A 26,714-nucleotide genomic window follows, 5' to 3' on the forward strand; every position below is an offset into this window, starting at 1 on the left:
AAAATGGAAAATAAAGTAAAAACACGACAGCTTTAAATGCCATCATGTTTCATTTTTGAACCTTTTATCAATGTCCTACATCTGAATATGAAATGTAGTATCGTTGACCATCCTTAACAAAACTATACCAGTTTCCATCAGGTAAAATTTCATATTTGTCCCAATCAACATCCCCTGCAGGAAGTTTAGAAACAGCTCCACTGTCTTTATCTGGCGTAGCATAAACAGGCGTTTCCTCATCAAGTGTCAATGTTCCAGAAGTAGCTGTCCAAGCACCTCGACCACCTTCAACTTGAGAAGCTGGTGTTGTTGCTTCAGCCACTTGACCACCATCTGTAGCGCCTGCTTGAGCTTGTTCTTGAGAAGAAGCTTTAGGTGCTACTGCTGAGGTCTGATTGTCATTTTCTTCATTTGAAACTGATGAAGATGATGATTGAGTTGATTTTTTACCCTTCTTAACAGCCTTACTTGAGCTTGAAGATGATTTCTTAACCGTCTTGACTGGACTACTACTTGTGCTAACACGCGCCGACTCATGACTATTAAACTTAGTCACTAAGAAGACAGCGAGGATAACTACGATAAGAGCTGCCACGATACCAATGAGTTTACTTGTATTTTTCATGAGTGATGTTCCTTTTCTGATAATTTACTAGGTTATTATAATATATAGACAGCTAAATTTTTCATTGAAGTCATAAACGGTCGTTTTTTCGTCATAATCAAACCACATCTTCTATTTTTAGTGTCTGTTTAAATCGATAGTCTTTAGATTGTGTTGACAAAGAACAATTAGGGTACTTCCCTAAAATCTCTCGAACAGTAGACAAACCTATACCACGTCCTTCTCCTTTACTTGATCGACCAAGTTTAAAGATACCGACTGTATTGATAGATTCTTGAGCAATGGTATTCTCCACTATCACCACCTTTGTCTCTCCACTGATAAGAGCAATGTTCACTTCTTTAGTACCGCTATCCAGACTAGCTTCAATAGCATTATCCAAAAAAATGGACAGCACCGTTATGAAATCCAACAATTCCATCCTTGATACTTCAAAGACGTCGCTGACCTCAAGGTGAATGGTAATAGACTGTCTCTGTGCTTCCAAAATTTTACTAGCCAGGACACCTTTAACGGCTTCATCTTTAATATTAATCAAGTTGGCAATTTCGTACTGTTTCCCCTCAATCCGAGTCTTTGTTTTTTCAAGAATGTTATCGTAGATATCGGAAATAATAGCCATATCCTTGGAGTCAATGCCATATTTGATACTAGACAAGACATTTAGGTAATCGTGCCTGAAGCGACGAAGATCCGTATAGAGTTGCTCGATTTGTTGACTATAATGAGCCAAATCACTCATTTGCCTATCTTTTTGGAGTAGGACTTCTTCTTTTAGTCTCTCACTGAAGGTCGCATTGATATAAACAAGGGTCGCAAGAAAGAGTAAAGCATAGGTCACCACGAGATAAACATGCCAATCTCTTCCTCCAGGGCTCTGTTGCACAAAAAAGGTAATATATTGGAGAAGGAGGGCATAAGATAACATTGATATATCTATGAGTAATAAAAAGTACTTTGAAAATGACTTTCGAAAACCATAGTTCAATGCTTTGAAATCCACTTTTAAGGTCTTAATGATTAACCAAAACACAGGAAAGACTAGCAACTCAATGACAAGGTTTAAATGAAAATGGTTAAGTACAATCAGATAATGACGATTAATGACCAAGGCAATCCCATAAATAATAAGATTGTGAACAAGACTTTCTATGATGATTGGAAACAAGCCATAGAAAATATCTAATAACCTATTGCCATAACGATTTCTGTAGAGGGAATAAACAACCAAGAGGGCATGCCCTAAAACATAGGACAGGGCTGGAGAAAGCACAAATAAAAATCGGATAATCAAGGGGATGATAATATACCATCTTAGCTTTATCTTCTCGGAGGTAATGTATTGATAAATGAGAATAAAGAGGATAATCTCCGCTAAAAAGTCTAGATTATCCAACAAAAAATTGATTGCTGTCATAGGCTGATTCTCTCAAGCAATTTCTTTAGTTTCAACTTTGAAACATAGCAAACGCCACCATTTTCAAAATAGACTGTCCCCGTACTTTTATCTAATTTGATGATATTTTCTGGATTGATAAGGAAAGATTTGTGGCATTTAAACAGTCTAGGGTCACTCTTTTCGATTTGTGAGAGACTGCCATAAAACTCAATCTGCTCCTCTTTAGTATAAAGGATAACCTTATGAACAATATCTGACGTCTCAAAGTACAAGATATCATGAAAGGGAACCTGAATAACGGTCTTAGCATTCTCAATCCGAAAAGCGTCTTCTGGATTCTGACTCTGTATCTTTTTGCAGGTTAATAAGATAATACTTTCCACACGCTTTTGAAAGTCCTCACCCTCCAAAGACTTATCAATAAAGTCTAGAGCTGCCAGTTGGTATTGAAAAGTTAAGGGAAGATACTCTGAATGGGTCGTGAAGAAAACAATATTGGCATAGGGATCATTCTTGCGAATCTGCTTAGCCACTTCCAAGCCTTTTTTAGTATCGTCTTTAATCTGAATGTCCAGGAAAAAGAGCTGATGAGACCCTCTCTCGGTAATAGACTCTAACAGTTGATTGGGTTTGTCGAAAACCTCAAAGTCGCCTACTTTAATGTTATTTTTCTTAAGAATCGTATGAATAACCTCTTCAATACGATTTTGTTGGATAAAATGATCCTCTAAAACATAGATGTTAAGCATGGCATAACTTCCTTTAGCATAATCTTAAGAGAAATTCTAAGTTAGAGCATTTCTTTAATAAATGAACCTCTCTTATTTATTCAAAATGAGATTTATTGTTCTCTTTACTTATTTTACATTTTTATTACAAAAAAACAATAGTTTGTAACATTTTTTTGCTTCATTCACCAAAAAAAACACCACCCTCAAAAGAGAGTGATGTTACAACTCTTAAGAAATATCTACATAGCGCCTTGCACCGCTATAGGTTACATAAGACAACCATGTATGACCATCAGCTGTTAGGACCTTGTCATAGCGAACGGACATGCCTTTATCATAGTAGGCTAACTCTGGATTAGCAACACTTGGTTGAGCCTTGATAGAGCTAGGTTTGGTAAAGGTATAAGTACCAGTTGCAGCTAGGCTTGGACTTGCTGGTTGAGCAACTGCTGTTGCCTTACCATCAATAGCAACGTATCGGCGGTTGCCTCCATGGCTGACATAAGAGAGCCAGGTATGACCATCTGCAGTCACCAATCTGTCATAGTTAACAGACATACCAGCATCATAGTAGGCCAACTCTGGACTTGCGACACTTGGTTCTGCTTTAATGCTAGAGCGTTCCTTGAAAGTATAGGTTCCAGATGAAGGTGTACCTGGTTGAACTGGCTGTTCTACAGGTTTAGTCACACTTGTTGGTGCGATAGCCACATAGAAACGATGTCCTGAATAGCTAAGGTAAGAAAGCCATGTATAGCCGTCATTATTGACAACCTTGTCATAGTTAACTGACATACCAGCATCGTAGTAGCTAACATCTGGGTTGGCTACCAAAGGTTGAGTCTTAATGCCAGAACGAGCGGTAAAGGTGTATGAACCTGAAGCTGGAAGGTTGTGACGGGTTGCATTTTGAACTGGAACAGTTGTGCTAGTGCCTCCGATACCTACCATCTTACCATCTTGGACATAGTAGAGATGAATAATGTATTCGCCTGCTTCAGCCTTATGGTCACTAACATTGATACGAACCTTGTAGCTACCATCACTTTGTCTGTCGGCTTGGTGCCATACAAGATCATCTTGGCCGTCCTTAGCTGTCCATACTGGAACACTCACACCTTGGATAGCCTTATCACCACCAGAAACATTAGTGATATGAACATCGAAACCGAGGTTAGAGAGATTTTCAATATTGATAGTACCGCTTGGTTTGCTTTCTTGTTGAGCAAGTTTAGACACGGCTACATAACGGCGGTTGCCATTGTAGCTGAGGTAAGAAAGCCATTGGTAACCATCACCACTGACAATCTTGTCGTAGTTGACTGACATGCCAGCATCGTAGTAGGCCAACTCTGGACTTGCCACACGAGGTTCTGCCTTGATGCTAGAGCGTTCTTTGAAGGTGTAAGTTCCTGCATCAGGAAGGCTATAGCTAGTAGTTGTATGAGTTTCTTCAACCTTAGCAGGAACTGTGTAAGTTGTGCCGCCCACACCAACTAATTTACCATTAGTTTCAACATAGTAAAGATGAACATTGTAGAGACCACGTTCATTCTTGTGGTCAGTTAGACTGACGTTAACCTTGTAGTTACCATTGTTAAGACGAGTCGCATTGTACCAGATGATATCATCTTGACCATTCTTTTCAGACCAGATTGGAACAGATACCCCAAGGATACCGTTTTGATCTGATACATTACTAATAACCACACTAAAGTCACCATTATCATGGCTTTCAATAGCAATATCGCCTCTTGGTTTAGCTACAGCCTCTGCTGCAGCACCTAGATCGACGTAACGACGAGTACCATTGTATGACACATAAGAAATCCAACGGTGGTTGTCAGAAAGCAAAGATCTATCGTAGTTGACTGACATACCTGGATCAAAATTGAACTCAGTCTTGGCAGTCAAGCTAGGTTGGTTCTTCACATCTGCAGGTTTAGTGAAGTAATAAGTACCACGTTCAGGGATGGTTTCATCTCTAGTCGCTTCAGTGTTGCTACTAGTATTTTCAGCCTTTAAAGCTGCGATATCAGCGTAGTAGCGTTCATAGTCGTAACCAATGTAAGAAATCCATTGATGATTGTCTCTCTTCAAGACCTTATCATAGATAACATGGTCACCTGCACTAAAGACGAAGGTAGGTTTGATATCCATGACTGGAGCTGTACGAATTTCAGTTGTGCGACGGAAATAATAGGTGCCGTTTGATGGGATATCAAGAGAACCATCAGCAGTCACTGGACCATCCACACCAGGTTGAGGAGTATTCACAGCTTCACGGTCAGTAACTCTAGCTTCTGCTACTTCTGAAGTTGCTGAACGGTTAGTCTCACTTACTACTTCAGAGCTAGCTACTGATGACACTTCAGAACGTGGACTAGCCACTTCTGATCTAGAAACAGTAGCAACAGTAGATGCAGAATGAGCAACCTCTGCCGGTACTTCCAAAGAAGCAGCCTCGCTAGCCACTACACTATTAGCTTCGGAAGAGGCAACCTCACTGCTAGCAAGCTTAGGTCTTGGCGCTTCAGATCTTGAAGCTGGTTGATTGAGGACATCGGTAACAGCTTCTGAAGTTGCCTGGTCGATTTGAAGTGGTTCAGAATTATTTACAAAAACTTCATAATCCTTGCTGGTACTTGTGCTGTTGGCTTGTTCCTGAGCCAAAGCATGTCCACCAAGCATCAAGCTCGCACCAATCAAGACTGATGCAGCTCCAAAAGAATATTTACGAATTGAGTAACGTTGACGTTCCTTAACAACATATGCCTTTCTCATTTTGATCACTCTCACTTTCTAGGCTGTTTGATAAACATTGGAACCGTTTTCACATTTCTATTATACCCCTTTGAAATATTTTTTACAATTATTTCAATATTATTACTAAAGTTTATTTTGTAGAAAATTGATATATAATTCTTTCAAATAACTACAATTAAGAAAAACCCCAAGAACTACCTGAGGGCTTTTGCTACATCTAATTCCTTGACACACTAAGCAAATCTGAATAGATTAATTAATTCATTCTGAGTTGATTTGACTATAGGTTTCAATCTAGTCTAACTCTGATTCATCATAGATGTATTCTTCTAAATGTTCAGTCACTGTAATCTCATCGCAGGAGCTAACATTTTGAAAGTCCTTAATGTAAACAATTTTATACTGATTTGGTAGAAGTACAGGAAAGGCAATTGGCTTACCATTCTTACACACGCGAAACATCTGAAGGCTATCTGTTACGTTACTAATAAAGACAAACGGAAACAAATGAGGACTGGGAGAATTCAAATAGTGATAGATACCCTTTAAGGTACCACTAGTACTTCTTACTTCACCATGTTCTTTTTGAGACATTTTTAAAGTGTGCTCCTTCTACTATTTGTGATTTCCTTTTCTTAAGTACTGAGGGTACAATACCATTAATCTAATTTATTGTAAACATGCATCCGACCATATATCGCATCAGAACCGAAACGAATCTGTCCGTTACTATCAAAGAAAATTGGGTCACTGGTTGGCCCATCATTATGAGCAAAACCTGCTACATAACCGCCATCTTGAGCAAAACCATTAAAGAGCTGACTACTTGTATCACTATAACCACTTTCAGCACCAACACGGGTTACACTACCGGATGGAGATACTGTAATTGTGTCCCCTAAGTCATTTTGATAAGTACCAGCAACACTAGAGAAATCACCATTAGCCATTGCCGTAGCATCAACTACTGTGGTAGCTGGTGTTTGTTCCGCTGAAGCAGCTGGTTGTTCTGTCGTAGTTCCTTGATTTACTTCAGCTGTTTCTTCACTAGGATTTGTTGGGGCAACTCCTTGTTGAGTAGATCCAGCAACATTTCCGGCTGATGGTTGTGAAGCCGTTTCTCCAGAGGTTGCTTTTGAGACCTCTTCTGAACTAGAGGATTTTGTCTTTTGCTCAGACTTTTTCATTTTTTCTTTTGAAGATGGTTTTGTCGATTTCACTTTCTGACTAACCTTACTAGAGCTCGATGTTAATGTAGCTTCCTTCTTGTTATTACCACATGCACCAAGTAATAGAACGGAAGTCAAAGCAAGTGCAGTTAAAGTTGTGAAACGTTTTGTAGCAGGTTTCATAATAATTCTCCTTAATACTCTATTTTAGACTGTGTCATTTTCAAAAATCTCGATGAAATACGTTATATTCTTTAGTTCTTCTTATGGATATAATATACTGCATATTAGAAAAAAAGAACAGGACACGTATGTCCTGCTCTATTCTTTCATGGCATCTCTCATTTTCTCTGATATGATGTCTGCTAAAGAGGTATCTCCTAATAATCTAGCCAAGATTATCCCTTCTTGGTAGGCCTTTTTTGCCTCAAAAATATCATTCTTTACAACATATAGATACTGTCCCTCTAGCATTCTCAAAATTGGTTTTTTCTGATAATCATGAGTTTCCTCCATAATGCGATGCAGTTGATTGAATGCTACTTCCGATAAATGAAACTTTTTTCGTTCATATTCAACTATTGGAACCATTAATAAGGCATCCCTAAGTAAAAATAAATACTCCGTGGGAATATTATCATAACTATTTATTAGATTTCTACAAATAGTATAAAAAGTCCCTTCACTAAACCCATCTGACCTCATACTATCACCATCTCCTAACGAGATTTGATATAGTTCTATAAGTAGTAGATCATTGATAGTGTATACCCTTTTCTCACATAATGATGGTAAACTCTTCTCCAATATGCTCATACCAAATTTTTGGTGTGTCTTTGAAGTATATGAGTAAAGTTTTGACTGTAAGATATCAACAACCCTCTGTTCATCAACTGGCAAATCATCATAATAGCTATCAATAATTTTACCCAGCTTTTCGTCTAGTTTCATTAGATTATTTGGCTTATCTAGACTAGTCGCATGCATCAATTGATATTTGAGATTGAGGTATTCTACCGGCATCTTTGAGACTACAGTCCTCTCTCCAAGCAATTCCGATAAAGATATATTCAGACGTCTTGCCAAGTGCTCTAAGGTTTCTAATTTAGGTTGAGACTTCCCTGTTTCTATACGTGTCAATTGTCGTACTGATAAAACCTCATCCCCTTCACAAAATTTTTCTTTAGTTAGTCCTTGTGCTAATCTCAACTCTCTTAACCGATGACCAAAGTCTTGTCCAAACATCGCTAGCTCCCTTTTACTTGAAACTATTATAATTTTTATGATTTGTAATAGTATACCACCCAGTATTCACTATTTCAATTATGAAACGAAAATAATCATTACTTTCAATACCACTTACAAGTCAAAACCACCCGTGAGAACGGGTGGCTTGCTCTTCGGCTGAAAGCCTCTGCTACCGGCCGAGGCCTAAAGGCCTACCGAATGGTTTCCCTTCAGCACCACCTTTGCTAGCTGACCCGTCTAGCGGGTCTCTTTAAGATTACTTTCTCTTATTCTTCTCACCTGTAAACGGATCATACTCCTCAAATAGACTTAGCTGATCTGCTATCACGTCTTCTTGTAATTGATTACGAATATATTCTTCAATTCGCTTCTGATTTCGTCCAACCGTATCAACATAAAACCCTCGACACCAAAATTTGCGATTCCCATATTTATACTTTAAATTAGCGTGTCGATCAAATATCATTAAGCTACTTTTGCCCTTTAAATATCCCATAAATGAAGAAATACTTAGTTTCGGTGGTATACTCACCAACATGTGAATATGATCTGGGCAAGCTTCTGCTTCATGAATTTCAACACCTTTTCTTTCGCATAATAATCGTAAGATTTTACCAATACTTGCTTTGTATTTCCCATAAATTATCTGACGTCGATATTTGGGTGCGAACACAATATGATACTTACAATTCCATGTAGTATGTGCTAAACTATTATTATCCTGTCTCATCAGGGGTCCTCCTTTTGTATATTAGTTAGTGGTCGGGAAACCTTATCTAATATAACACTTTAGGGGGACTTTTTTGATACATCGCTAAAAGCTTTTCGAGAGACAAAAAAAGAGCTGAAAGTTCAGCTCTTCAATAATGTTTTTACTCTGCCCAGGTATTATAGTCCTGAAGCGAACCGATATCATGCTCTTGTCCATCCTTTGACTCAGAAGCGGAAAGTTTTATTCCACTAAACATATCCGTCTGATCTGGTTTAGCTAGCAAATGAGAAACTTGCTCTAGAGCATCATCTCCAAAGAAAACCAATTCTCCAGAAACTTCCGTGTTCAAAATTGTCATAAGCGCTTTATTGGAATTGATGTTTAATTCCTTAATTCTAGAAGAATTTGGATCAGACAACTCTAGAAATACTGCATTAGACCTTTTCCGAATACGAAGTCCATAATAATCTAATCTTTCATTTAGCGATTTACTAAAATAGTATCGTTCGTAAGTCATCGTATGTTTATCATCTTTATCTACTCCACCTTGAATAGCAACTCCCGTCACGAACTTGCCAGTCTCAAAATCAAAGACCCTTCGTCGACCAATTCTATCACGTTCTCCACCAGAATTAGTAATCAAAGTAGTTACGATAAGATAACTTTTCCCGCTGATATCCTTGTCAAGATCCACATCACTAACATATTCTTCAGGAAAATCCTTTCGTAAGATTTTCAAGACATCCCATTTTTTGTAAATCTTCTTGGTGTTAAAAGGGTTATAAATCATCACCTTGTAGTAATCCTCATCAGTGATATCATAGTTATCCCTAATATCTTCACCCCTATGGTAGTATTCATCAAATAGTATCAGATAATCTTTAGTCAAGGCGACATAATTTTGATTTTCAGGAAGATACAGCACATTGTCCTGAACCGTTCGAATATCTCGAAGAGGAGTGGATCTCTTAATGGTTTCAATTTTATGTGAATAAGACTCTATGGGTTTGTGCCTATAAGCAAGATAGAAGCCAAGTAATGCTCCTAGAAGAATAATCACGATTCTCACTTTATCTTTGAAAAGCTCTTTAATTAAAGCCATCTACTCTTCCTCCCTTGGGATTATCACTGTTATGGCCTTACCATTTTGAACAAAAGACATACTATTAGACACTGCCTGTGTTCTCGGACCTTCAAATTCGCTAATGCCATATTTTTCCTTCGCTTGATTACTTGGAGTTGTACCTAAAAGATAACCCCTTTGTACCATATCTGGACTAATGTTAAACGATCCATTATCAATAGCATCCCTAGGTGCATCAAGAATGGAATACAAACCAACAGGTGCTCCTTCATTAATAATACGGTTGAAAGCATCTTTACCCTCTTTCATCGCATTTTCAAACGGATTTGATTGAAGCAATTCAAAAATACTCTCTTGCATCAATAAGATTTGTTTAGGTTCTTGGTTCGCATTCGCAGTATCAATACGTTCTATATAGGGACTGTAGTCACTCCTATAGTATTGCTCATAATACAATTCCTTAACGACCTCATTGTACTTAAAACCAGCTCTCCAATTTTGAATCAGTTCGATACTTTTCTTTAGTTTACTTGTTTCAGAACCTATACTATAAGTATAAAAACTATATAAAGGCCCTGAAGCTAAATCGTAAGTTACGAGACTATTATCTAGGGCGTTAACACCAATCGGAAGCAAGGTTGAATTCGGATCATATAAAATAGCTTGAACATCCTCTCGGGATTTAAACTCTTTTCTTGTCAAGCTGACGTTTCGATATATCCATCTGTCAAAATCCTGAAAATTTGACAAGAGGTGTTCTTGTCCATCAATTGTTGTATCTGCTTTAGCTACCAAACCATCTACAAAACTAGTCTTACCATCTTCCTTGTATAAATCCAAAAGACTTTGGGTCTTTGCCTGATCATTACAAAAACTATCTGTAACCACCAATTGATAACTATCATTTTTAGCCATCTCTAGAAGTTTAGGATTTTGGTCATAAATCGTCCTCGATGTACCATCAAAAGCCCCAACACTAATAGCAACACGTCCCGAATCTAAAGCATGAACATTAGATAAAAGATTACTACCAAGATTATGGATAATCCCAATAGTCTGAGGTAAATAGCCTTTTACACTTTGTTCCTGTTTTGGGATACTATCTTTTGGGATAGTATCGATATCATAAAGGCTAGCGTTTGAGAAATTGCTTATTAACTTTAATGTTTTATCATCTTTTGAAACCTCAAAAGTATAAGCAGGCTCACGATTTTTCCCGACCTTTGTGCCTTCAAAAGTAACAAGAACATAGGCTTTCTGATTCTCTTCATAAAGCTTTGCTTTAAGATTGCTAATCCCCTTACCTTTCTTTAACTATGGTACAAACTTAAAAAGGTCTACCTCAATCGGTTGATTACTAGTATCATTAACATCATATATAGATAGTCGATAATATTGATTATCCTTTTGAGATGTTTTCTCTGTGTTTTTAAAAGAATCATGATAACGATAGTTTTGAGACATCATATAGTTATCGGAATATTGGATATTGCCAGTTGATTGGACAGCTAGAACATCAGGATCTGTTAATTTCACATAGGCATCAACCGAACTGAAACCTGTCACATAAGCATAACCATTTAAATACCGGTCAGTTTGTTGATTATGATAATTTTGCCACTCAATATACATGAGTGAAAAACAAAACGAGAAAAAGACTGTAATTATGAATATAAGCACATCGTTAAAATCCCTAACATTTTTATCTTCCATAATCCCCCCAAGAATGTGAATCTAGTAAAAAAGATAGGATTTTTCATCCTACCTTTTCAAGTTACTTTTATTGTATCACATCTTAAAGCTGTTCTGCTACTGCTGAAAGAAGATCTTGGATACCATTGGCATCGCTACCACCGGCCATGGCCATATCTGGTTTACCACCACCACGACCTGATACGATTGGTGCGAGAACCTTGATAACATTACCTGCGTGAACATCTTTAGACTTGCTTGCTACAAGAACATTAACTTTTTCGCCAATGTGAGCTGCAAGGACAAGGACATCAGAGTAGTCTGCTTGTTTCCATTGGTCCGCAAAGGTACGAAGGGCACCTGCATCAGAAACTTCTACTTGGCTAGCAATGTAACGAACACCGTTAGCTTCTTTAACATCTTTGAAGACGTCACCAGCTGCAGCTGCAGCTGCCTTTTCTTTAAGCGTAGCATTTTCTTTTTGAAGGGCATGCAATTGCTCTTGAAGGCTAGCAACCTTGTTAGGCACTTCTTTCAATTGTGGTGCCTTAAGTGTTGCTGCGATTGCTTTAAGGGCATCTTCTTCTTCACGATAAGCAAGGTAAGCTTCACGTGATGTCACTGCCAAGATACGACGTGTTCCTGAACCGATACCTTCTTCTTTGACAATCTTGAACATACCGATTTCAGCAGTGTTGGCAACGTGCGTACCACCACAAAGCTCAACAGAGTAATCACCGATTGAAACGACACGAACATTCTTACCATATTTTTCACCAAAGAGGGCCATAGCTCCCATTGATTTAGCAGTGTCAATATCTGTTTCAATAGTTGTTACTGGAGTAGCTTTCCAAATTTCTTCGTTGACTTGTTCTTCGATAGCACGCAATTCTTCTGGAGTTACAGCCTCAAAGTGAGTGAAGTCGAAACGCAAGAATTCTTGTTCGTTAAGAGAACCGGCTTGAACAGCATGATCACCGACGATGTTATGAAGGGCAGCGTGCAAGAGGTGAGTCGCTGTATGGTTCTTCATGACACGGTGACGACGTGTGTGGTCAATTTCAAGTTTGTAGTTAGCTCCTACAACAAGTTCACCTTCAACTTCAACAGTGTGAAGGGCTTGTCCATTTGGTGCACGTTGAACATCAACAACACGCGCAACGACTGTACCAGCTGCATCTGAGATTGTACCGTGGTCTGCTACTTGTCCACCCATTTCAGCGTAGAATGGTGTTTGTTCAAAGACAAGGAGGGCTTGACCAGAGTTAACACTATCATGACGAGCATCATCAGCAACGATTACGCTCAAACGGCTTTCAGCAGTTTCCGCTTCATACAAGAACTCAGATGGTTCAGTGATGTTAGCGAGGGTTTCATTTTGCATCCCCATAGAACCACCTTTAACCACGCTAGCACGCGCACGGTCTTGTTGTTCTTTCATGGCAGCTTTGAAACCTTCATGGTCAATCTTGAAGCCTTCATCTTCAGCCAACTCTTCTGTCAATTCCACTGGGAATCCGTAAGTATCGTAAAGTTTAAAGATGTCTTTACCTTCAAGCGTATCTTTACCAGATTTCTTAAGGTTAGCAAGAAGCTCGTCAAGCATGCTTGAACCTGCATCGATAGTACGTGCAAAGGTTTCTTCTTCACGTTTAACAATCTTCTCGATAAAATCTTTCTTCTCAAGAACTTCTGGGTAATAGCTTTCCATAATTTGACCAACAGTTGGAACAAGTTTGTACAAGAAAGCATCAGAAATGCCGAGACGACGACCATGCATTACTGCACGACGGAGAAGACGACGAAGGACATAACCACGACCTTCATTACCTGGAAGAGCACCATCACCGATGGCAAATGCCAATGAACGAATGTGGTCAGCAATAACCTTGAAGCTCATTGTGTCACCATCTGGATTGTAAGTTTTACCAGACATTTTTTCGATTTCACGAATGATAGGCATGAAGAGGTCTGTTTCAAAGTTTGTTTTAGCCCCTTGCATTACGGCTACAAGACGTTCAAGACCCGCGCCCGTATCAATGTTTTTATTAGGAAGTTCCTTGTATTCTGAACGGGGAACTGCTGGGTCTGCGTTGAATTGTGACAAAACGATGTTCCAAATTTCAATGTAACGATCGTTTTCAATATCTTCTTCAAGCAAACGGATACCAATATTATCAGGGTCAAAGTCTTCGCCACGGTCAAAGAAGATTTCAGTATCTGGTCCTGAAGGTCCAGCACCGATTTCCCAGAAGTTATCTTCAATTGGAATCAAATGACTTGGTTCAACACCGCAGGCAATCCAACGGTTGTATGAATCTTTATCATCTGGATAGTAAGTCATGTAAAGCTTGTCTTTTGGAAAATCAAACCACTCTGGGCTTGTCAAAAGCTCATAACCCCATTCGATAGCTTCATCACGGAAGTAATCACCAACTGAGAAGTTACCAAGCATTTCAAACATAGTGTGGTGACGAGCTGTCTTACCAACGTTTTCGATATCGTTGGTACGGATAGCTTTTTGTGAGTTAGTGATACGTGGATTTTCAGGAATTACTGAGCCATCAAAGTATTTTTTCAAAGTGGCAACCCCTGAGTTAATCCAAAGAAGGGTTGGATCGTTAACTGGAACCAAGTTAGCTGATGGTTCAACAGCGTGACCTTTTGATTTCCAGAAATCAAGCCACATTTGACGAATTTGTGCTGAAGTAAGTTGTTTCATTGTTTCTCCTTAATCAATTGTTCTTTATTTTGAGCTATTCTCGAGCATTTCCACATAGTCAATAGCGACACATAGGGAAATGGCTAAATCGGCATAAGTATTTTCATAAACGGTAACAGTATAGGTCGATGTTAGATGAAAGAGCTCCTTTTGAATCCTAGCAACTACCTGATCTTGACTATTAAGCAGTTGAAAATCCAGGTCCCAAATATTCCCCTCTATTCGCAAGCCAAGATTATCGACATCATACTTATCACGAAGAAAGGTTAATTTTTTACGAATGTAAAAACTCGAACCATCCTGTAAATCCACCGTAAATTTGGGTAAGAGACTAATAGGCTCCTTGGTGATATGACTGATCTCACGACCATCCTCGCCAAAAATCGTAAAGGTCTTTGGAATCTTAAAAAAGGATCCTTCAACCTGATAGGCAACTCTACCTTGATCATCCTTGATATCAAAGCGTTCACCACCCAATCGAAACTTCTGTTTGACAAAATAGGTTTTCATAAGCTACCTCCAATAATGTCATACATTCATTCAAAAAATACTAAAAGAATAAAAGACAAGGCCACTAAACGAAGGGCGACGTGAACCGCGGTACCACCTTCATTCAATGAACTTGTCATTCTTATTTGTCTTTAATTGTGAACTTTGAGTAGCAAGTAACCAAATTCGTCCATGGCTCGCAGCGACCGCCATTTTTCTGTATCAGAAGCGATGATTACCAATCTCAAAGGGATGGCCAAAAATTTCATAATGTTAGAACTTTTAGCCACTCTTCATTTTAACGTGTTTTAGGTCTTAGGTCAAGCTGATAATAGCATTATCAACTCTATCTTGTGATTTATTTGCTAGAGCTAGATGATGAACTTGATGAAGCCCCAGAACCAGTCACATACTGGTCAAGAATTGCGCTGAAGGCCTTGTCTACAACTTTAACATTGTATTTCTTAAGGACCTTAGCAATCACTGAGTTAGTGAAGTTAGTATCAGCTTTCTTACCATTGATGATAACCTTAGTCAAATCATCCTTATAGTTTTTCCAATCTGCATTTTTCTCAGATTTTGAAACAGTTTTAACGATGTAGTAAGTTGCAGCACCAGTTGAGCTGTTTGAAACAGTCACTACGTCAGAAACGGCATTAGCATCTTGTTTGAAGGCTGCTGTCAAAACATCTGCTGGGAAGTCTTGAGAAGCTGAGTTAACTGTCTTAGAAGCCACTTCCAAGCTGTTATCTTTAGCAACTTGTGAGAAGTCTGCTCCTTCTGCTTTAGCTTCAGAGTCTAGCTTATCTGCCACTGCTTTATCAGTAGTTGAAACTACTTGTACCTCTGTATTTGGTGTGTAGTTATCATAGGCGGCCTTGTAATTTGCTTCAGTCAAATCTTTTTGTGCGGCTTGGTTAACAGCATACTCAACCAATTTTTGTGTACGGATTTGAGTACGGTATGACTCTTCTGTTTGACCATAGGCTGCAAGTACTTGTGAGAATTGATCTCCGTATTGTTCTGAAGCTTGCTTATAAGCTTTGTCAACGTCTTCTTTGCTGACTTTGCTACCATATTCTTTTTCAAGAGCCTTTTGCAAAGTTGCACTCAAAACACTTTGTTGTGTTTGGCTGCTACCTTTAAGTGAATCAAAGACATCACCGACAGTAACAGTATCACCTTTCATAGATACCAAAGTTGTTTCTTCAGTCGTTTTGTTACCTAGAGAAACATACATAGCACCTGCACCAACGAGAGCTGAAACAGCTACAAGGGCAAGACCTCCGAGGAAGCGGCCACCTGAGCTTGGTTTACCAGCATCACGTGTCTTTTTCGTTTTAGCACGTTTAGCTTTTTCTTTCGCTTTTTCACTAGCGAGGGCGATGCTTTCCTCTTCTTCTTTTTGGCGATCAAGATGCTCTTGTTCTGCGTCTTTGTCTGCTACAACCTCTTCAACAGTTTCTTCTGTCGACTCAAGGTTTTCATTTTCTTTAGCCATTCTATCTACTCCTTAAATTGTCAATATCTTTGTTATTATACCACACTTACTTAAATAATGCTTAATCTGGCAAGATAATATTTTCAGAATTTTTCCGAAGCATAAGAAGTCCGTCACTCATAGGTACCAAACTAGCAGTCAAACCAGGGTTATCTAAGGTCGCATCAAAAAGACGATGCAAACCACGGTAAATCGTACGCTGACCACGACGAACCTCCATGATGTCTTTGGCAATATCCCCCCCTTGGAAGATATCATCAAAGACAATGACACCACCTAGCTTGAGACGTTTTAGGATTTCAGGCAGAAAGACGATATATTTGGACTTGGCTGAGTCCATAAAGACAAAATCATAATCAGTGTCCAAATCTTGCAAAACTTCTGCTGCATCACCTTCAACTAAGGTAATTTGTTTGCGACTGTCATACTTGGCTAGATTTTCCTTGGCAAAGCCAATCATTTCTTCATTACGATCAACCGTCGTAATCTGAGCATCAGGGGCATACTCAGCCATAAGAAGAGCTGAAAAACCAATAGCCGTTCCTACCTCAAGGATTTTCTTAGGCTGCAAGGTCTGTAACAAAAATCGGAAATAAGCAACAACTTCGTGCTGGATAATTGGAATATTTTCCTTACGAGCAAAGGCCTCCAGCTCAGCCAAATGCCCTTTATTTTCCTGAAGATGCGTTCGCATGTAATCCACGATATCCTTGTTTACTACTGGGCGACGCATGTTGTGATTTGCGTTTTTACTATATGATTTAACCATGTGTTTTATTATATAAAAAATCCCTAGCGAGTGCTAGAGATTTTTCTTATCTATAACTCAAATCCTCATCATTAGACTACTTGACGAATAACCTTCTTTTTCAAGATGTAAGCAATAACTAAAGCTACCACGTAAAGAGCAATGAAAACAAGCAAGGTCATCTGATAAGATTTTGTCAATTCATAGGTTACCGACAGGAGCATTGGTCCCACCAAGGCTGCCATAGCCCAGGCAGTCAGAATATAACCATGAAGGGTAGCCAATTCCTTTGCCCCAAAGATATCGCTAAGGTAGGGAGGAATCAAGGAGAATCCTGCCCCGTAGCAAGTCATCAGAACAGCCATCGCAACCACAAAGACAAGTGGAACTTGCAGGACAATTAGGAGGATAGCCATAACGATATTAACCACAAAGAGGAGGATAAAGGTCTTCGGACGCCCAATATAATCCGACAAGCCTGCCCACAGAAGGCGACCAAAACCATTAAAGATTCCCATAACACCGACAACAACTGCTGCTGATTCCGCTGACATCCCAACCATATCTTGAGCCATTGGAGAAATAGCAGAGACAAGGGCTAAGCCACAAGAAATATTGATAAACAGAATAAGCCATAACCAGTAGAAAGTTGATGATTTCAGAGCCTCATTAGCCGTAACTCCCTTGCTCAAATCAGCAGCCTGACGGTTTGGACTCTTGTCAGCCAACAGTTGTGCTTCCTCTACACTTGGTCGTTTAATGAATTGTGAGACAAATAGCATAACAACAAAATAAACGACTCCCAAAATATAAAAGGTCTGCTCAACACCACGTGCCTGAATCAGATATTGAGCAATGGGACTAGTTAGCAGCGAGGCAAAGCCAAAGCCCATAATGGCAAGGCCAGTCGCAAGTCCACGCTTATCAGGAAACCACTTAATAATAGTTGAAACAGGTGTAATATAACCCACACCCAGTCCTAGACCACCAAGAATACCATAACCAAGATAAAGCATCCACAGCTCTCCATGAGCAATGGCAACTCCTGTCAGAATATTTCCCCCAGCATAGAGAACAGCCGACATACTTCCAGTCACCCTAGGACCAAATTTTTCAACCAGACGCCCCATGAAAGCTGCAGAGAGTCCTAGACAAAAGATGGCCAACGAAAAGGCAAAAGAAACTGAAGATTGATCCCAGCCAGTCTGGGCCATAATAGGATTACGATAGATACTCCAAGCATAGGTAGACCCCAACATGAGATGGAGTAAGACACCACATGTTGCTACAAGATAACGATTGGTTGTTTTCACAAAAACCTACTTTCTATTTCTGAACATTGTTCACTTATCAACTATAAAACGTTAGGTTTTTAGTCTATCATGAATATAAACTAGGGGCTATAAATATGCTCATCCATATATTTCCATATCAATTAGAACTTATATTCTAGTAAATGTTCGTTTTTAAACATAAAAAGAATCATCCTGATTCAGAATGATTCTCTCTTATAGTGACTTCTTTTTAAGAAAGGTGAACACCTTTTTCAACCAAGTCTTCCAATTCAACGAGACGGTCTTCAAAAACTTTGAAGGCAGCATCCAAGTAGTCGGTATTGGTCATATCAACACCAGCTTTCTTGATGACTTCCAAAGGATAGTCTGAGCTTCCCGCCTTAAGGTAAGTAAGGTAAGCTTCCTTATCTTCTTCAGTACCATGAACAATTTTTTCAGCCAAGTAGCTTGCTGCCGCAAACCCTGTAGCATATTGGTAGACATAGTAATTCATGTAGAAATGCGGAATACGTTCCCACTCAAACTGAATTTCGTAGTTATCTTCAGCTTTGAGGTTATAGTATTTCTCATTGAGGTCTGCGTAAAGCTTATTCATGAAGTCCGCTGTCAAGATTTGACCAGATGCATCTGCCTCATGGATAGCATGCTCAAACTCAGCAAATTGTGTTTGACGGAAGACAGTTCCTTTGAATCCATCCAAATAGTGGTTAAGAATAGCAAAACGTGTCTTGTCATCTTTGACCTCTTTAAGAAGCGTTTCTGTCAAGATATTTTCATTGGTTGTAGACGCAATTTCCGCCAAGAAGATTGGGTAATCTCCGTAAACATATGGTTGAGTCTGACGTGTGAAAGTTGAATGCAAACTATGACCAGTCTCGTGAACCAAGGTAAAGAGATTGTCCAAAGTATCTTGCCAGTTCAAAAGCATGAAAGCATTGGTATCATAGGCACCACCTGAGTAGGCACCTGAACGTTTTCCTTTGTTAGGGTGAACGTCAATCCAACGTTCCGTAAAGGCTGCATGAACCCCTTTACTATACTCTTCACCAAAGATTGCCAAGACTTCTTCTGCTTTCTTGAGGGATTCTTCATAAGTAAGAGCAGTTTCAGTCTCAGAAAGTGGTGTATAGACGTCATACATCTTAAGCTCATCAAGCCCCAAGACCTTCTTACGCAAATCAAGGTAACGGTGCAAAAGTGGCAAATGCTTGTTCACTGATTCCAAGAGTGAGTCATAAACACTCTCTGGAATAAAGTTAGCCGCAAGTGCTGCATGACGTGCTGAATTATAGTGACGAACTTTGGCTTGGTAATTGTGAACCTTGACAACGCCTTGTAGTGTTTGTGCATAAGTATGTTGAAACTGCTCGTAAGTCCCATACATCGCTTCATAAGCTCCCTTACGAATGTCACGGTCCTTAGATTCCATGAGAGTGATAAAGTTACCATGCGTCAACTCAACCACATCCCCTTGGCCATCTGATACCCATGGGAAGAGGATATCAGCATTATCCAAGACATTGAAGGTATCCGTTGGACCGTTGAAGATATCACCTGCTGCTGCCAAGAGCTCCTCAGCTTCTTGAGAAAGAACGTGATCCTTGTTCGCCAAAAGGCGTTCGAAATAGTGGTCATAAAGTCCAAGACCTGGCTCTTGTTCTTTAAATTCAGCTAACTTCTTATCATCCAAGGCCATAAATTCAGGCTCAAAGTAAGCAAAGGCTTCACTCAACTGTGAGTAAAGGTTTGAGGCCTTAGCTTGATACTCTTGGTAAAGCCCTACTGTTGTGTCTTGGTCATTTTTCATTGACGCATAGACATAGATTTTCTCCAAGCGACGCATAAGGCTCATATAAAGTTCCGTTGCCTCAAGCAAGTTCTTAGCAGAATCTAAGAGATGACCTGCATAAGCACTAGCCTTCTTCAAATCCTGAACAGTACTTTCATATTCAGTCTCCCAATCTGCATCTGTCGCAAAAATGGTCGTCAAATCCCATGTGTATTTCTCTTCTAAATGAGCACGATTGTCTGACATAATATTCTCCTTAATTGTATCTATTCTTTACTATTTTAGCATAAAAGGTGGGAGGGTAGAGAGTTTGTCGATAAGAAAAATGCCTTTTTCGATAATATTGCATAAAAAGCTTTTCAAAACCTTCAAGTGACTGTCTAATTTGTACAAACCCCTGCTTAGATTCAGGAAATCTTACTTGTGGAAAAAAATCCTGATCAGACAGGCATAACAAATTCATTCCCTTAAGATAGGCTTCTTCCTGCCTTCTCATCCACCTTGGATTTTTCCCTATTAATTCTCGTTGAATCACATGTGAGACCTTCTTTCGCTGAGTTACTTGATAAGTCTCAACCTGCTCTGCTTGATAAGGAAAACGTAAAACTGTCATGAGATTTTCGGTTAACGACCAGGCCTTAGTTAAATAATAGACTTTCCCAAAAATATCCTCATAGATGAGATACTTAAGTCTAATTTCCTCACGCTTCAAATCAAGCTCCCATAGGTGAAATCCTATCTTAGCCGTAAAATAGAGAAAGTCCCGCTGTAAGTCTGTTAAACGTCCATTCAACCAGAGTTCCTCACCCAAAAGCCAACGCACTTCGTAACCTGCTTGGTGATAGGCACGTGTCCTCTCTCTCAAACGTTGCTGGGATAACCGAGAACACTGAACTTCTAGAGCCAGGGAATCTCCAACAAATAAATCTGCAATTTGCCCCATCTCAGACAAAACCTTTTCAATACTTACTTTTTCACCATGATTAACCAAAGATTTATACAAAGCTGCCTTAAGGGATAAATGTTGGGCCGATTCATTCTCCGAGAAGAACTGACAATCTTGCAAAGACTTATGAGCAAAATGTGGACACATTACCTGACCATGTCTCAGAAGGACAACTCCCTGGCAACCAGGACAGCTATAGGATTCCTTACGTTGCAAACTGGTTTCTAGAGCTGAAACGAGCTTTCCCTCCTGATTTTTTGCAATTAACATGACTCTCTCCTTCGTGCACTCTCTTACTTATTCGTAAAAGAATTCACAAAATAAAAAAACATCTAGATTACTCTAGATGCGTCCCCCATTCAAACTGAAACTTGCTCCCTGCTGTATGTAAACTTAGGTTTATAGGTGTATTGCTTACCTTGGGATACAAGTGCCGCTCAGTCCATTTGATCTCTTTTCAACAATCTCAATTCCTCAAGGAAAATCCCCCAATTTTCCTAGGAATCAAGATTTTGAAAACAGTTTCTATCCCACATAAGCATTAAAAATAGCTATTGTAGCATAGACAGATGCTCTCACAAACATCTGGTCAAATTCCGTCACTGAAGCATCATCCCAATATGCTTATCACCCTTTTGTTCCGCAATCCCACTAAAAACTTAATCCTTGAGTTGATAATGAGATAAAACAATTTTCAGACTTTTACAAGTTAAAGTCTTTATTTACTAACATTGAACCACCATTTCCCTAGGTGCAGTTCAATACCAACAAACGCAAAACCGTGTTGGTCCAAAATGGTTTCTAGTTAAGAGTATCTTGTGATTGATAGTCAGTCAATCTGAAGAACTTTCCCTCTAGCTTCTTTACGCAGAACTTCGCACTGCTTACAAGATACTATTTTCTAGAAGAGTATTGGCTAAAAATGCCACTCTCAAAACATACCACCTATCAGTCATTAGGTTTAGTCCACCTTCTGATAGGTATATTAGCAGTTACTGCTTTATTTTCTTTCCCTCTTCGCTTTTGACGATTAGTCTCTACCGATTCTGCTGTTTTTGAATCTGTCGTTTGCTCTACACGGATTAAAAATACCGCTAGCTCCCGCTACGATGATGCTGATGTTTTAAATCGATTAATCTAATTTTTTTGCTGTTTAAATCTTCTCTTTTTTAAATCATCACAATGAAACATTGGAATTTGATAACTTAGAATTCCAGATTCTAAGCTAGTCCTTTTTGACTAGGGAGTCACCCTGCCAAAAAAACAAACTCTTCCTAACACAATCTATTATACTGTATTATAATTTTTTGTCAATTAATTTATTTCATATTTTTTGAAAATAATATTTACACCCTTGTTTTATACATAGTTAACTATAGAAAAAAGCTTATAATATAGGCTTTAGTTGCGATTTTGAAAAAATTAGAAAATGTATGTCTATTTTTCTTTTTTCAGTCTAAATCAAGCAATTCCAGGAAATGTCAGAAAATTTCATCTTTATTATTTCTGGTTAACTTGATTTTTCCAAACTAAAAAAACTAGGAAATTTTCCTAGATTTTTTATGTATTATCTTAGTGTTTACGTTTGTAAGTTGAAATACCGAACAAGGCCAAAGCTGATGTCACCATAGCTGCACCTGCTGCTGCAGAAGCTGCTGTTGATTTTTCACCAGTAGATGGAAGAGCTGGAGCTTCTTCTTTTACAGGTACTGATGTTGGTGTTACAGGTTTACCTGGTGTAGGTTCTGTTGGAGTTGTTGGTACTTGAGGTTTTGGTTTCTCAGTTGTTTCTTCAACAGATACAAAGTTTTTGTGGTAAGTAACTTTTGCTGAAACAGTGTTTGGAAGAACTGGTTTGTTTGGTTCTTCTGGCAATTCAGGAACAACTACTGTTGAGTTAGTTGCGAACCAGTAAGCAGTTGGAACGTTAAGGTTATTTCCGCTTACGATGAAGTCCATTGGTTCACCCTTGAAGATTGTTGCAGCAGCGCCATAGTAGGCATTCTTCGTACGAGGTGTTCCGTCTGGGTTAATCGCATCCCAACCTTCATCTGTAACTTCACCAGTTGTTGGATCCACTGTTGGGTCACTGTTAAAGCGTGAACCGTTAGCCACAAATTCGTTATCGTTTGTTGCATAAGCATAACCATCTTCATGCAAAGTGATAGATGAACCAGGAATTTGAACGTATTCATTACCATTCAAACCAACTTTTTCAATGTGGTTTCCAAGTTCAGTGTTCCAGTGGTTAAGTGATGAGATACTCAAAACTGATCCGTTCTTAGACAAATCAAGTGGTGTCACTGATGACTCAGAATCAAAGAAGTTCAAGTTCATCTTAACGTGAAGTTTTTTGTTAGTGTCGTCAGTTTGTGAACCAATGAAAAGTGTCTTAGTTGGATCGTGGTACAACTTAACAATGGCTGAACCATCTGCACTTGGTGTTTCTACCAAAGTGTAAGTTGCAACGATTTTCTTAACTGGAGTACCATTGTATGAAGTTCCGTTAAGGTTGTTGTATGTTACAGTCAATGTTTGACCTGTAGCCATCTTCAACCATACATCTTCAGTGTATTCACCGTCAGCATTGATAGTGTATTGTGAACCATTAGCGGCACTGAAGTCACTTGGAATGTAACGTGATGTATTGAATTGTTCAAGAATGTCATCTACTGAGTGACCTGATTGGATTGTTTTATCCAAGTAGTCAACAGAACCTGCTGAATTTTCAACAGTCATTGTAGCATCAGATTCTGTTTTATAGATTAAACCAGTAGCATTTTCAGCCAATCCTTTTGTCAAAAGACGAGCAGTTGTTCCACCAGTGTATTCTTTATAAGCTTTTTCCCAAGCAGCATAAGCAAGAACGTCTTGGTAGTATTTATCCAATTGTGTCTTGTAGTCTGCAAGTTTTTGTTTGTAGTCTGAAACCGCAGTTGTCAAAGCTGTTGTTTGAACTTTGTTGTCATTGTTAGCAGCTTCTACACTAGTGTGTTTAACACCTGCTTCTTCTGTAGCCGTGAATCCACCTGTAGCTACAACATTTGCTTTAGCAGATGTAAGAGCGGCGTCAGCTTCTTCACGAGTCAATTTATTTTCAGAAACAACTGTATTTGAAGCTTCTTGAGCATCTTTAGCTGCTTGATCTTGAACAGCTTTAACATCAGCAGAATCTTTTGATGATGCTGCAGTCGTTGTTGCAGCTTCAACAGCGTTATCGAAGTCAGGATTTGAAACTTCAGCAATAGCTTTAGTTGTTGTTTTTACAGTAGTATCTGTTTCAGTAGTAGTTTTTTCTTCTGTTCCAGGTACTGTAGTGACAACTGCTGCATCACCTGTTGTTTTAACAAGATTAGCACTTGATTCTGTAGCTGTATTTGATACGGTTGCATCAGTATCAGTAGTTGTTGTTACATCTTTAGCTTCATCCGCAGCTGCTACGCTTGTAGCCGCGAGTCCTGCAAGCAATACGCTTGAATACAATGTTGTTTTAAATGGATTGACTTTCATTTACACTTTCTCCTTCTTGGTTAACATTTTATTAACCTATTTTCTTCACCGTTTAATATACTACCGTGATTTTCAAAATTTGGCAATAGTTTTCTGAAAAAAATATTATATATTTGCTACATGTTTTTAAAATTTGACACACTTTTGTTATATTTTAATCATTTCTTTACAATGAAGGGTAATTCGTAAGGATTTTACAGAGTTTTTACTTAATACTTTCTTATATCTGTTCATTTATTTCTCATAATAAACTGTTTCAACGATAGAATAGGCTTTCTATTAGAAGTAAGTCATCAAGAACCGGCCTCTTCATAACTAAAAATACATAAAAAACACCTTCAAGTCCTTGACTTTAGTCGTTTTTCGTCGTATGCTTGAAAAAAATGTTAAGAAAGTTGGGGGACTTTTCAATGACAAAAAAAGAAACTAGGACACTGATCCTTTTTGGGGTTAGTATTATTTTTGCGAACCTTGTACTTCGTTTGCTTCTTAAGCCACTGCCAGAGGAGATAGCCTTTCTCATTAAGACACTAGGCCTAGGGTGTGGCTACTATTTCCTAGTCCATAAGCGACTAGGATTAAAAATAAAATCAACTAAAAAGATCAGTTGGTCTGAAACCTTAAGTGTATGTTGGTTGGTTCTTTTAGCAGATTTCTTCTATCTTTCTGCGGGTGCTTTTGGTATCATTAAGGCACCTCACATGATAGGAACTGCCTTGACTATTGCCTTAGGGGCTGGTTTTTTCGAGGAATATGTTTCTCGCGGACTCTTCCTTAAAATCGCCTTCCAAGATGGTGTTAAATCTTCAAAACAGGTTTTAGGTGTCGTTCTCCTATCTGCCTTATCCTTTGGGTTGGCTCATCTTGTAAATCTCACTCATCAACCCTTGAATGCTACTCTGTTTCAGGTTTATTATGCGACAGCTATAGGTATATTCTATGCGGCTATTTACTTACGTACTGGTAGCCTGTGGTGGACTATTGTCCTGCACTGTTTGATTGATTTTGCTAGTGTACTTCTCTCACAATCAACACAGGCTGCTCCAGCTACAAGTGTCTGGAATTTCATTTTTTGGTTACCACTGATTGCTATAGGGCTCTTCCTCATTCGTCCTAAAAAATTGAAAGCCATTAGATATCTTAATGACTAATATTTAAAACTGTATCCTCCAAGTTAGATTTTTGGTGTCTAACCTGTGGATGCAGTTTTCATTTATCAGAACTGTTTTCTTAGGACTTAGATCACTTTCCATTATTATTTCTAAAACGACTTAATCATAGAAATTTCATATCATGTCTTCATCTATTCCTATCAGAATTTTGCTGATTTTAGACTTCTCATTTTGTTATAATATGACCTACAATCATATTTTTTAAAGGGGATGCTTATGAATTTTCAACAATGTCGCTATGTTCAGACTATCGCTGAAACAGGGTCTTTTAGTAAGGCCGCTAAAAAACTCTTTTTGACTCAGCCTAATCTCTCAGCATCCATCCGTGACTTAGAGGAAGAACTTGGTGTCCAACTCTTTGAGCGTTCCAATACAGGAGCTAAACTAACTGATGACGGTCATGATTTTCTCAAATACGCCAAACGTATTCTTGGAGAGTTAGATCTCCTAGAAGGACGTTACCGTAAATCATTCAAGAAATCATTCACTGTTGCCAGTCACCACTACGATTTCTTATCACTTCCAATGGCTCACATTGCCCAACGTTTTCGTAGTGATTATCAAGAATTTCAACTGATTGAAACAACGACTAGGAAGATTCTCAAAAGCGTTGAGAGCTTCGAAAGTGACCTGGGGATTATTTATCTAGATGAAGACAATGACCATATCCTTGAACGCAGTTTCCAACACATGGATCTGACTTTCACCCCACTTGGAGAGTTTGAAACCAAGATTTTCTTAGGTCGCCAACACCCCCTAGCTCACAAAAAATCCCTCAACCTCAAAGATTTAGAGGGATACCCACAGGTCCGCTTTCGTCAAGAAAGCTCTGGTATCCATTTTGACGAAGATCCTCTCGAGGTTCTACCTGACCAACAAGTGATTTACAGTAATGACCGAGGCAGTGTCATGAATTTGCTCTGTGCCTCAGATAGTTACGCTTCTGGTCTCGGTATTGTTAATAGTTTCATTAAGGACCAAATTGTTTTACTTCCACTAAAGAACAGTCCAAAGCACACCTTGGGTTTTGTGACCAATAATAAACAGAAACAATCCGCAATTATTCAAGCATTTATCGAGGAAATTCAGGATAGCTTACTACCCCACCACTAAGGA

General features: G+C 38.8%; 21 protein-coding genes. 2 read left to right on the forward strand and 19 right to left on the reverse strand.

The window, feature by feature from the left end; all coding sequences use genetic code 11:
* Positions 1–67: 67 nt before the first annotated feature.
* The 19 genes from LG375_RS04720 to LG375_RS04810 all read right to left on the reverse strand — a co-directional run bounded on the left by LG375_RS04720 (position 68) and on the right by LG375_RS04810 (position 24,426).
* Positions 68–625, reverse strand: coding sequence for a transcriptional regulator (locus LG375_RS04720; RefSeq protein WP_070576508.1), 558 nt, complete (start codon positions 623–625; stop codon positions 68–70).
* Positions 626–722: 97 nt separating this feature from the next.
* Complete coding sequence (locus LG375_RS04725) at positions 723–2,042, reverse strand: sensor histidine kinase (protein WP_225745401.1); 1,320 nt, start codon at positions 2,040–2,042, stop codon at positions 723–725.
* Positions 2,039–2,773 (reverse strand): response regulator transcription factor, encoded by a 735-nt coding sequence (locus LG375_RS04730; protein ID WP_048676267.1) that lies wholly within the window; start codon positions 2,771–2,773, stop codon positions 2,039–2,041. The genes LG375_RS04725 and LG375_RS04730 overlap by 4 nt, the downstream gene beginning before the upstream one ends.
* A 210-nt stretch (positions 2,774–2,983) precedes the next feature.
* Positions 2,984–5,539: an SH3 domain-containing protein gene (locus tag LG375_RS04735; protein WP_225745402.1), complete on the reverse strand. Its 2,556-nt coding sequence runs from the start codon at positions 5,537–5,539 to the stop codon at positions 2,984–2,986.
* Positions 5,540–5,815: 276 nt separating this feature from the next.
* Positions 5,816–6,115, reverse strand: a complete 300-nt coding sequence (locus LG375_RS04740) for a hypothetical protein (RefSeq protein WP_225745403.1) — start codon at positions 6,113–6,115, stop codon at positions 5,816–5,818.
* A 65-nt stretch (positions 6,116–6,180) separates the two neighbouring features.
* A complete protein-coding gene (locus tag LG375_RS04745) occupies positions 6,181–6,873 on the reverse strand; it encodes a DUF6287 domain-containing protein (RefSeq protein ID WP_225745404.1) in 693 nt (230 codons plus the stop codon).
* A 138-nt stretch (positions 6,874–7,011) separates the two neighbouring features.
* Positions 7,012–7,935, reverse strand: coding sequence for a helix-turn-helix domain-containing protein (locus LG375_RS04750; protein WP_225745405.1), 924 nt, complete (start codon positions 7,933–7,935; stop codon positions 7,012–7,014).
* A 259-nt stretch (positions 7,936–8,194) separates the two neighbouring features.
* Complete coding sequence (tnpA, locus tag LG375_RS04755) at positions 8,195–8,668, reverse strand: IS200/IS605 family transposase (RefSeq protein ID WP_201061769.1); 474 nt, start codon at positions 8,666–8,668, stop codon at positions 8,195–8,197.
* A 142-nt stretch (positions 8,669–8,810) separates the two neighbouring features.
* Positions 8,811–9,752 carry a hypothetical protein gene (locus LG375_RS04760; protein WP_225745406.1) on the reverse strand — a complete coding sequence of 314 codons (942 nt, stop codon included), beginning with the start codon at positions 9,750–9,752 and terminating at the stop codon, positions 8,811–8,813.
* On the reverse strand, positions 9,753–10,649 hold the full coding sequence (locus LG375_RS04765) for a hypothetical protein (protein WP_225745407.1): 897 nt from the start codon (positions 10,647–10,649) through the stop codon (positions 9,753–9,755).
* A 399-nt stretch (positions 10,650–11,048) separates the two neighbouring features.
* The gene (locus LG375_RS04770; RefSeq protein WP_225745408.1) at positions 11,049–11,447 is read right to left on the reverse strand and encodes a hypothetical protein; all 399 of its coding nucleotides are present in this window, start codon (positions 11,445–11,447) and stop codon (positions 11,049–11,051) included.
* Positions 11,448–11,529: 82 nt separating this feature from the next.
* Entirely contained in the window at positions 11,530–14,148 is a 2,619-nt protein-coding gene (gene alaS, locus LG375_RS04775) for an alanine--tRNA ligase (protein ID WP_225745409.1), read from the reverse strand.
* A 24-nt stretch (positions 14,149–14,172) separates the two neighbouring features.
* The gene (locus tag LG375_RS04780; RefSeq protein WP_002885497.1) at positions 14,173–14,658 is read right to left on the reverse strand and encodes an LURP-one-related/scramblase family protein; all 486 of its coding nucleotides are present in this window, start codon (positions 14,656–14,658) and stop codon (positions 14,173–14,175) included.
* A 337-nt stretch (positions 14,659–14,995) separates the two neighbouring features.
* Positions 14,996–16,138 (reverse strand): peptidyl-prolyl cis-trans isomerase, encoded by a 1,143-nt coding sequence (locus tag LG375_RS04785; protein ID WP_225745410.1) that lies wholly within the window; start codon positions 16,136–16,138, stop codon positions 14,996–14,998.
* A gap of 61 nt (positions 16,139–16,199) precedes the next feature.
* On the reverse strand, positions 16,200–16,907 hold the full coding sequence (locus LG375_RS04790; RefSeq protein ID WP_225745411.1) for an O-methyltransferase: 708 nt from the start codon (positions 16,905–16,907) through the stop codon (positions 16,200–16,202).
* A gap of 71 nt (positions 16,908–16,978) precedes the next feature.
* Entirely contained in the window at positions 16,979–18,199 is a 1,221-nt protein-coding gene (locus tag LG375_RS04795; RefSeq protein WP_225745412.1) for an OFA family MFS transporter, read from the reverse strand.
* A gap of 211 nt (positions 18,200–18,410) precedes the next feature.
* Positions 18,411–20,216 carry an oligoendopeptidase F gene (pepF, locus tag LG375_RS04800; RefSeq protein WP_014633984.1) on the reverse strand — a complete coding sequence of 602 codons (1,806 nt, stop codon included), beginning with the start codon at positions 20,214–20,216 and terminating at the stop codon, positions 18,411–18,413.
* A 10-nt stretch (positions 20,217–20,226) separates the two neighbouring features.
* On the reverse strand, positions 20,227–21,186 hold the full coding sequence (locus LG375_RS04805; RefSeq protein WP_061652405.1) for a competence protein CoiA: 960 nt from the start codon (positions 21,184–21,186) through the stop codon (positions 20,227–20,229).
* 1,302 nt (positions 21,187–22,488) lie between these two features.
* Positions 22,489–24,426, reverse strand: a complete 1,938-nt coding sequence (locus LG375_RS04810; RefSeq protein ID WP_064520602.1) for a GbpC/Spa domain-containing protein — start codon at positions 24,424–24,426, stop codon at positions 22,489–22,491.
* A gap of 410 nt (positions 24,427–24,836) precedes the next feature.
* Here LG375_RS04810 and LG375_RS04815 point away from each other — a divergent pair, with 410 nt between their 5' ends.
* Together LG375_RS04815 and LG375_RS04820 are read left to right on the forward strand one after the other, a co-directional pair.
* Entirely contained in the window at positions 24,837–25,577 is a 741-nt protein-coding gene (locus LG375_RS04815) for a CPBP family intramembrane glutamic endopeptidase (protein ID WP_064520601.1), read from the forward strand.
* 237 nt (positions 25,578–25,814) lie between these two features.
* Positions 25,815–26,711: a LysR family transcriptional regulator gene (locus LG375_RS04820; protein WP_002885507.1), complete on the forward strand. Its 897-nt coding sequence runs from the start codon at positions 25,815–25,817 to the stop codon at positions 26,709–26,711.
* The last annotated feature ends 3 nt before the right edge of the window (positions 26,712–26,714 follow it).

The organism is Streptococcus sp. Marseille-Q3604, from assembly GCF_916619785.1.
In the GTDB taxonomy this organism is placed as follows: domain Bacteria; phylum Bacillota; class Bacilli; order Lactobacillales; family Streptococcaceae; genus Streptococcus.

What these genes read in the sequence shown, in the direction of transcription:
- LG375_RS04720 (WP_070576508.1), bottom strand. Translation starts at nt 625, where the DNA reads ATGAAAAATACAAGTAAACTCATTGGTATCGTGGCAGCTCTTATCGTA.
- LG375_RS04725 (WP_225745401.1), bottom strand. Translation starts at nt 2,042, where the DNA reads ATGACAGCAATCAATTTTTTGTTGGATAATCTAGACTTTTTAGCGGAG.
- LG375_RS04730 (WP_048676267.1), bottom strand. Translation starts at nt 2,773, where the DNA reads ATGCTTAACATCTATGTTTTAGAGGATCATTTTATCCAACAAAATCGT.
- LG375_RS04735 (WP_225745402.1), bottom strand. Translation starts at nt 5,539, where the DNA reads ATGAGAAAGGCATATGTTGTTAAGGAACGTCAACGTTACTCAATTCGT.
- LG375_RS04740 (WP_225745403.1), bottom strand. Translation starts at nt 6,115, where the DNA reads ATGTCTCAAAAAGAACATGGTGAAGTAAGAAGTACTAGTGGTACCTTA.
- LG375_RS04745 (WP_225745404.1), bottom strand. Translation starts at nt 6,873, where the DNA reads ATGAAACCTGCTACAAAACGTTTCACAACTTTAACTGCACTTGCTTTG.
- LG375_RS04750 (WP_225745405.1), bottom strand. Translation starts at nt 7,935, where the DNA reads ATGTTTGGACAAGACTTTGGTCATCGGTTAAGAGAGTTGAGATTAGCA.
- tnpA (WP_201061769.1), bottom strand. Translation starts at nt 8,668, where the DNA reads ATGAGACAGGATAATAATAGTTTAGCACATACTACATGGAATTGTAAG.
- LG375_RS04760 (WP_225745406.1), bottom strand. Translation starts at nt 9,752, where the DNA reads ATGGCTTTAATTAAAGAGCTTTTCAAAGATAAAGTGAGAATCGTGATT.
- LG375_RS04765 (WP_225745407.1), bottom strand. Translation starts at nt 10,649, where the DNA reads ATGGCTAAAAATGATAGTTATCAATTGGTGGTTACAGATAGTTTTTGT.
- LG375_RS04770 (WP_225745408.1), bottom strand. Translation starts at nt 11,447, where the DNA reads ATGGAAGATAAAAATGTTAGGGATTTTAACGATGTGCTTATATTCATA.
- alaS (WP_225745409.1), bottom strand. Translation starts at nt 14,148, where the DNA reads ATGAAACAACTTACTTCAGCACAAATTCGTCAAATGTGGCTTGATTTC.
- LG375_RS04780 (WP_002885497.1), bottom strand. Translation starts at nt 14,658, where the DNA reads ATGAAAACCTATTTTGTCAAACAGAAGTTTCGATTGGGTGGTGAACGC.
- LG375_RS04785 (WP_225745410.1), bottom strand. Translation starts at nt 16,138, where the DNA reads ATGGCTAAAGAAAATGAAAACCTTGAGTCGACAGAAGAAACTGTTGAA.
- LG375_RS04790 (WP_225745411.1), bottom strand. Translation starts at nt 16,907, where the DNA reads ATGGTTAAATCATATAGTAAAAACGCAAATCACAACATGCGTCGCCCA.
- pepF (WP_014633984.1), bottom strand. Translation starts at nt 20,216, where the DNA reads ATGTCAGACAATCGTGCTCATTTAGAAGAGAAATACACATGGGATTTG.
- LG375_RS04805 (WP_061652405.1), bottom strand. Translation starts at nt 21,186, where the DNA reads ATGTTAATTGCAAAAAATCAGGAGGGAAAGCTCGTTTCAGCTCTAGAA.
- LG375_RS04810 (WP_064520602.1), bottom strand. Translation starts at nt 24,426, where the DNA reads ATGAAAGTCAATCCATTTAAAACAACATTGTATTCAAGCGTATTGCTT.
- LG375_RS04815 (WP_064520601.1), top strand. Translation starts at nt 24,837, where the DNA reads ATGACAAAAAAAGAAACTAGGACACTGATCCTTTTTGGGGTTAGTATT.
- LG375_RS04820 (WP_002885507.1), top strand. Translation starts at nt 25,815, where the DNA reads ATGAATTTTCAACAATGTCGCTATGTTCAGACTATCGCTGAAACAGGG.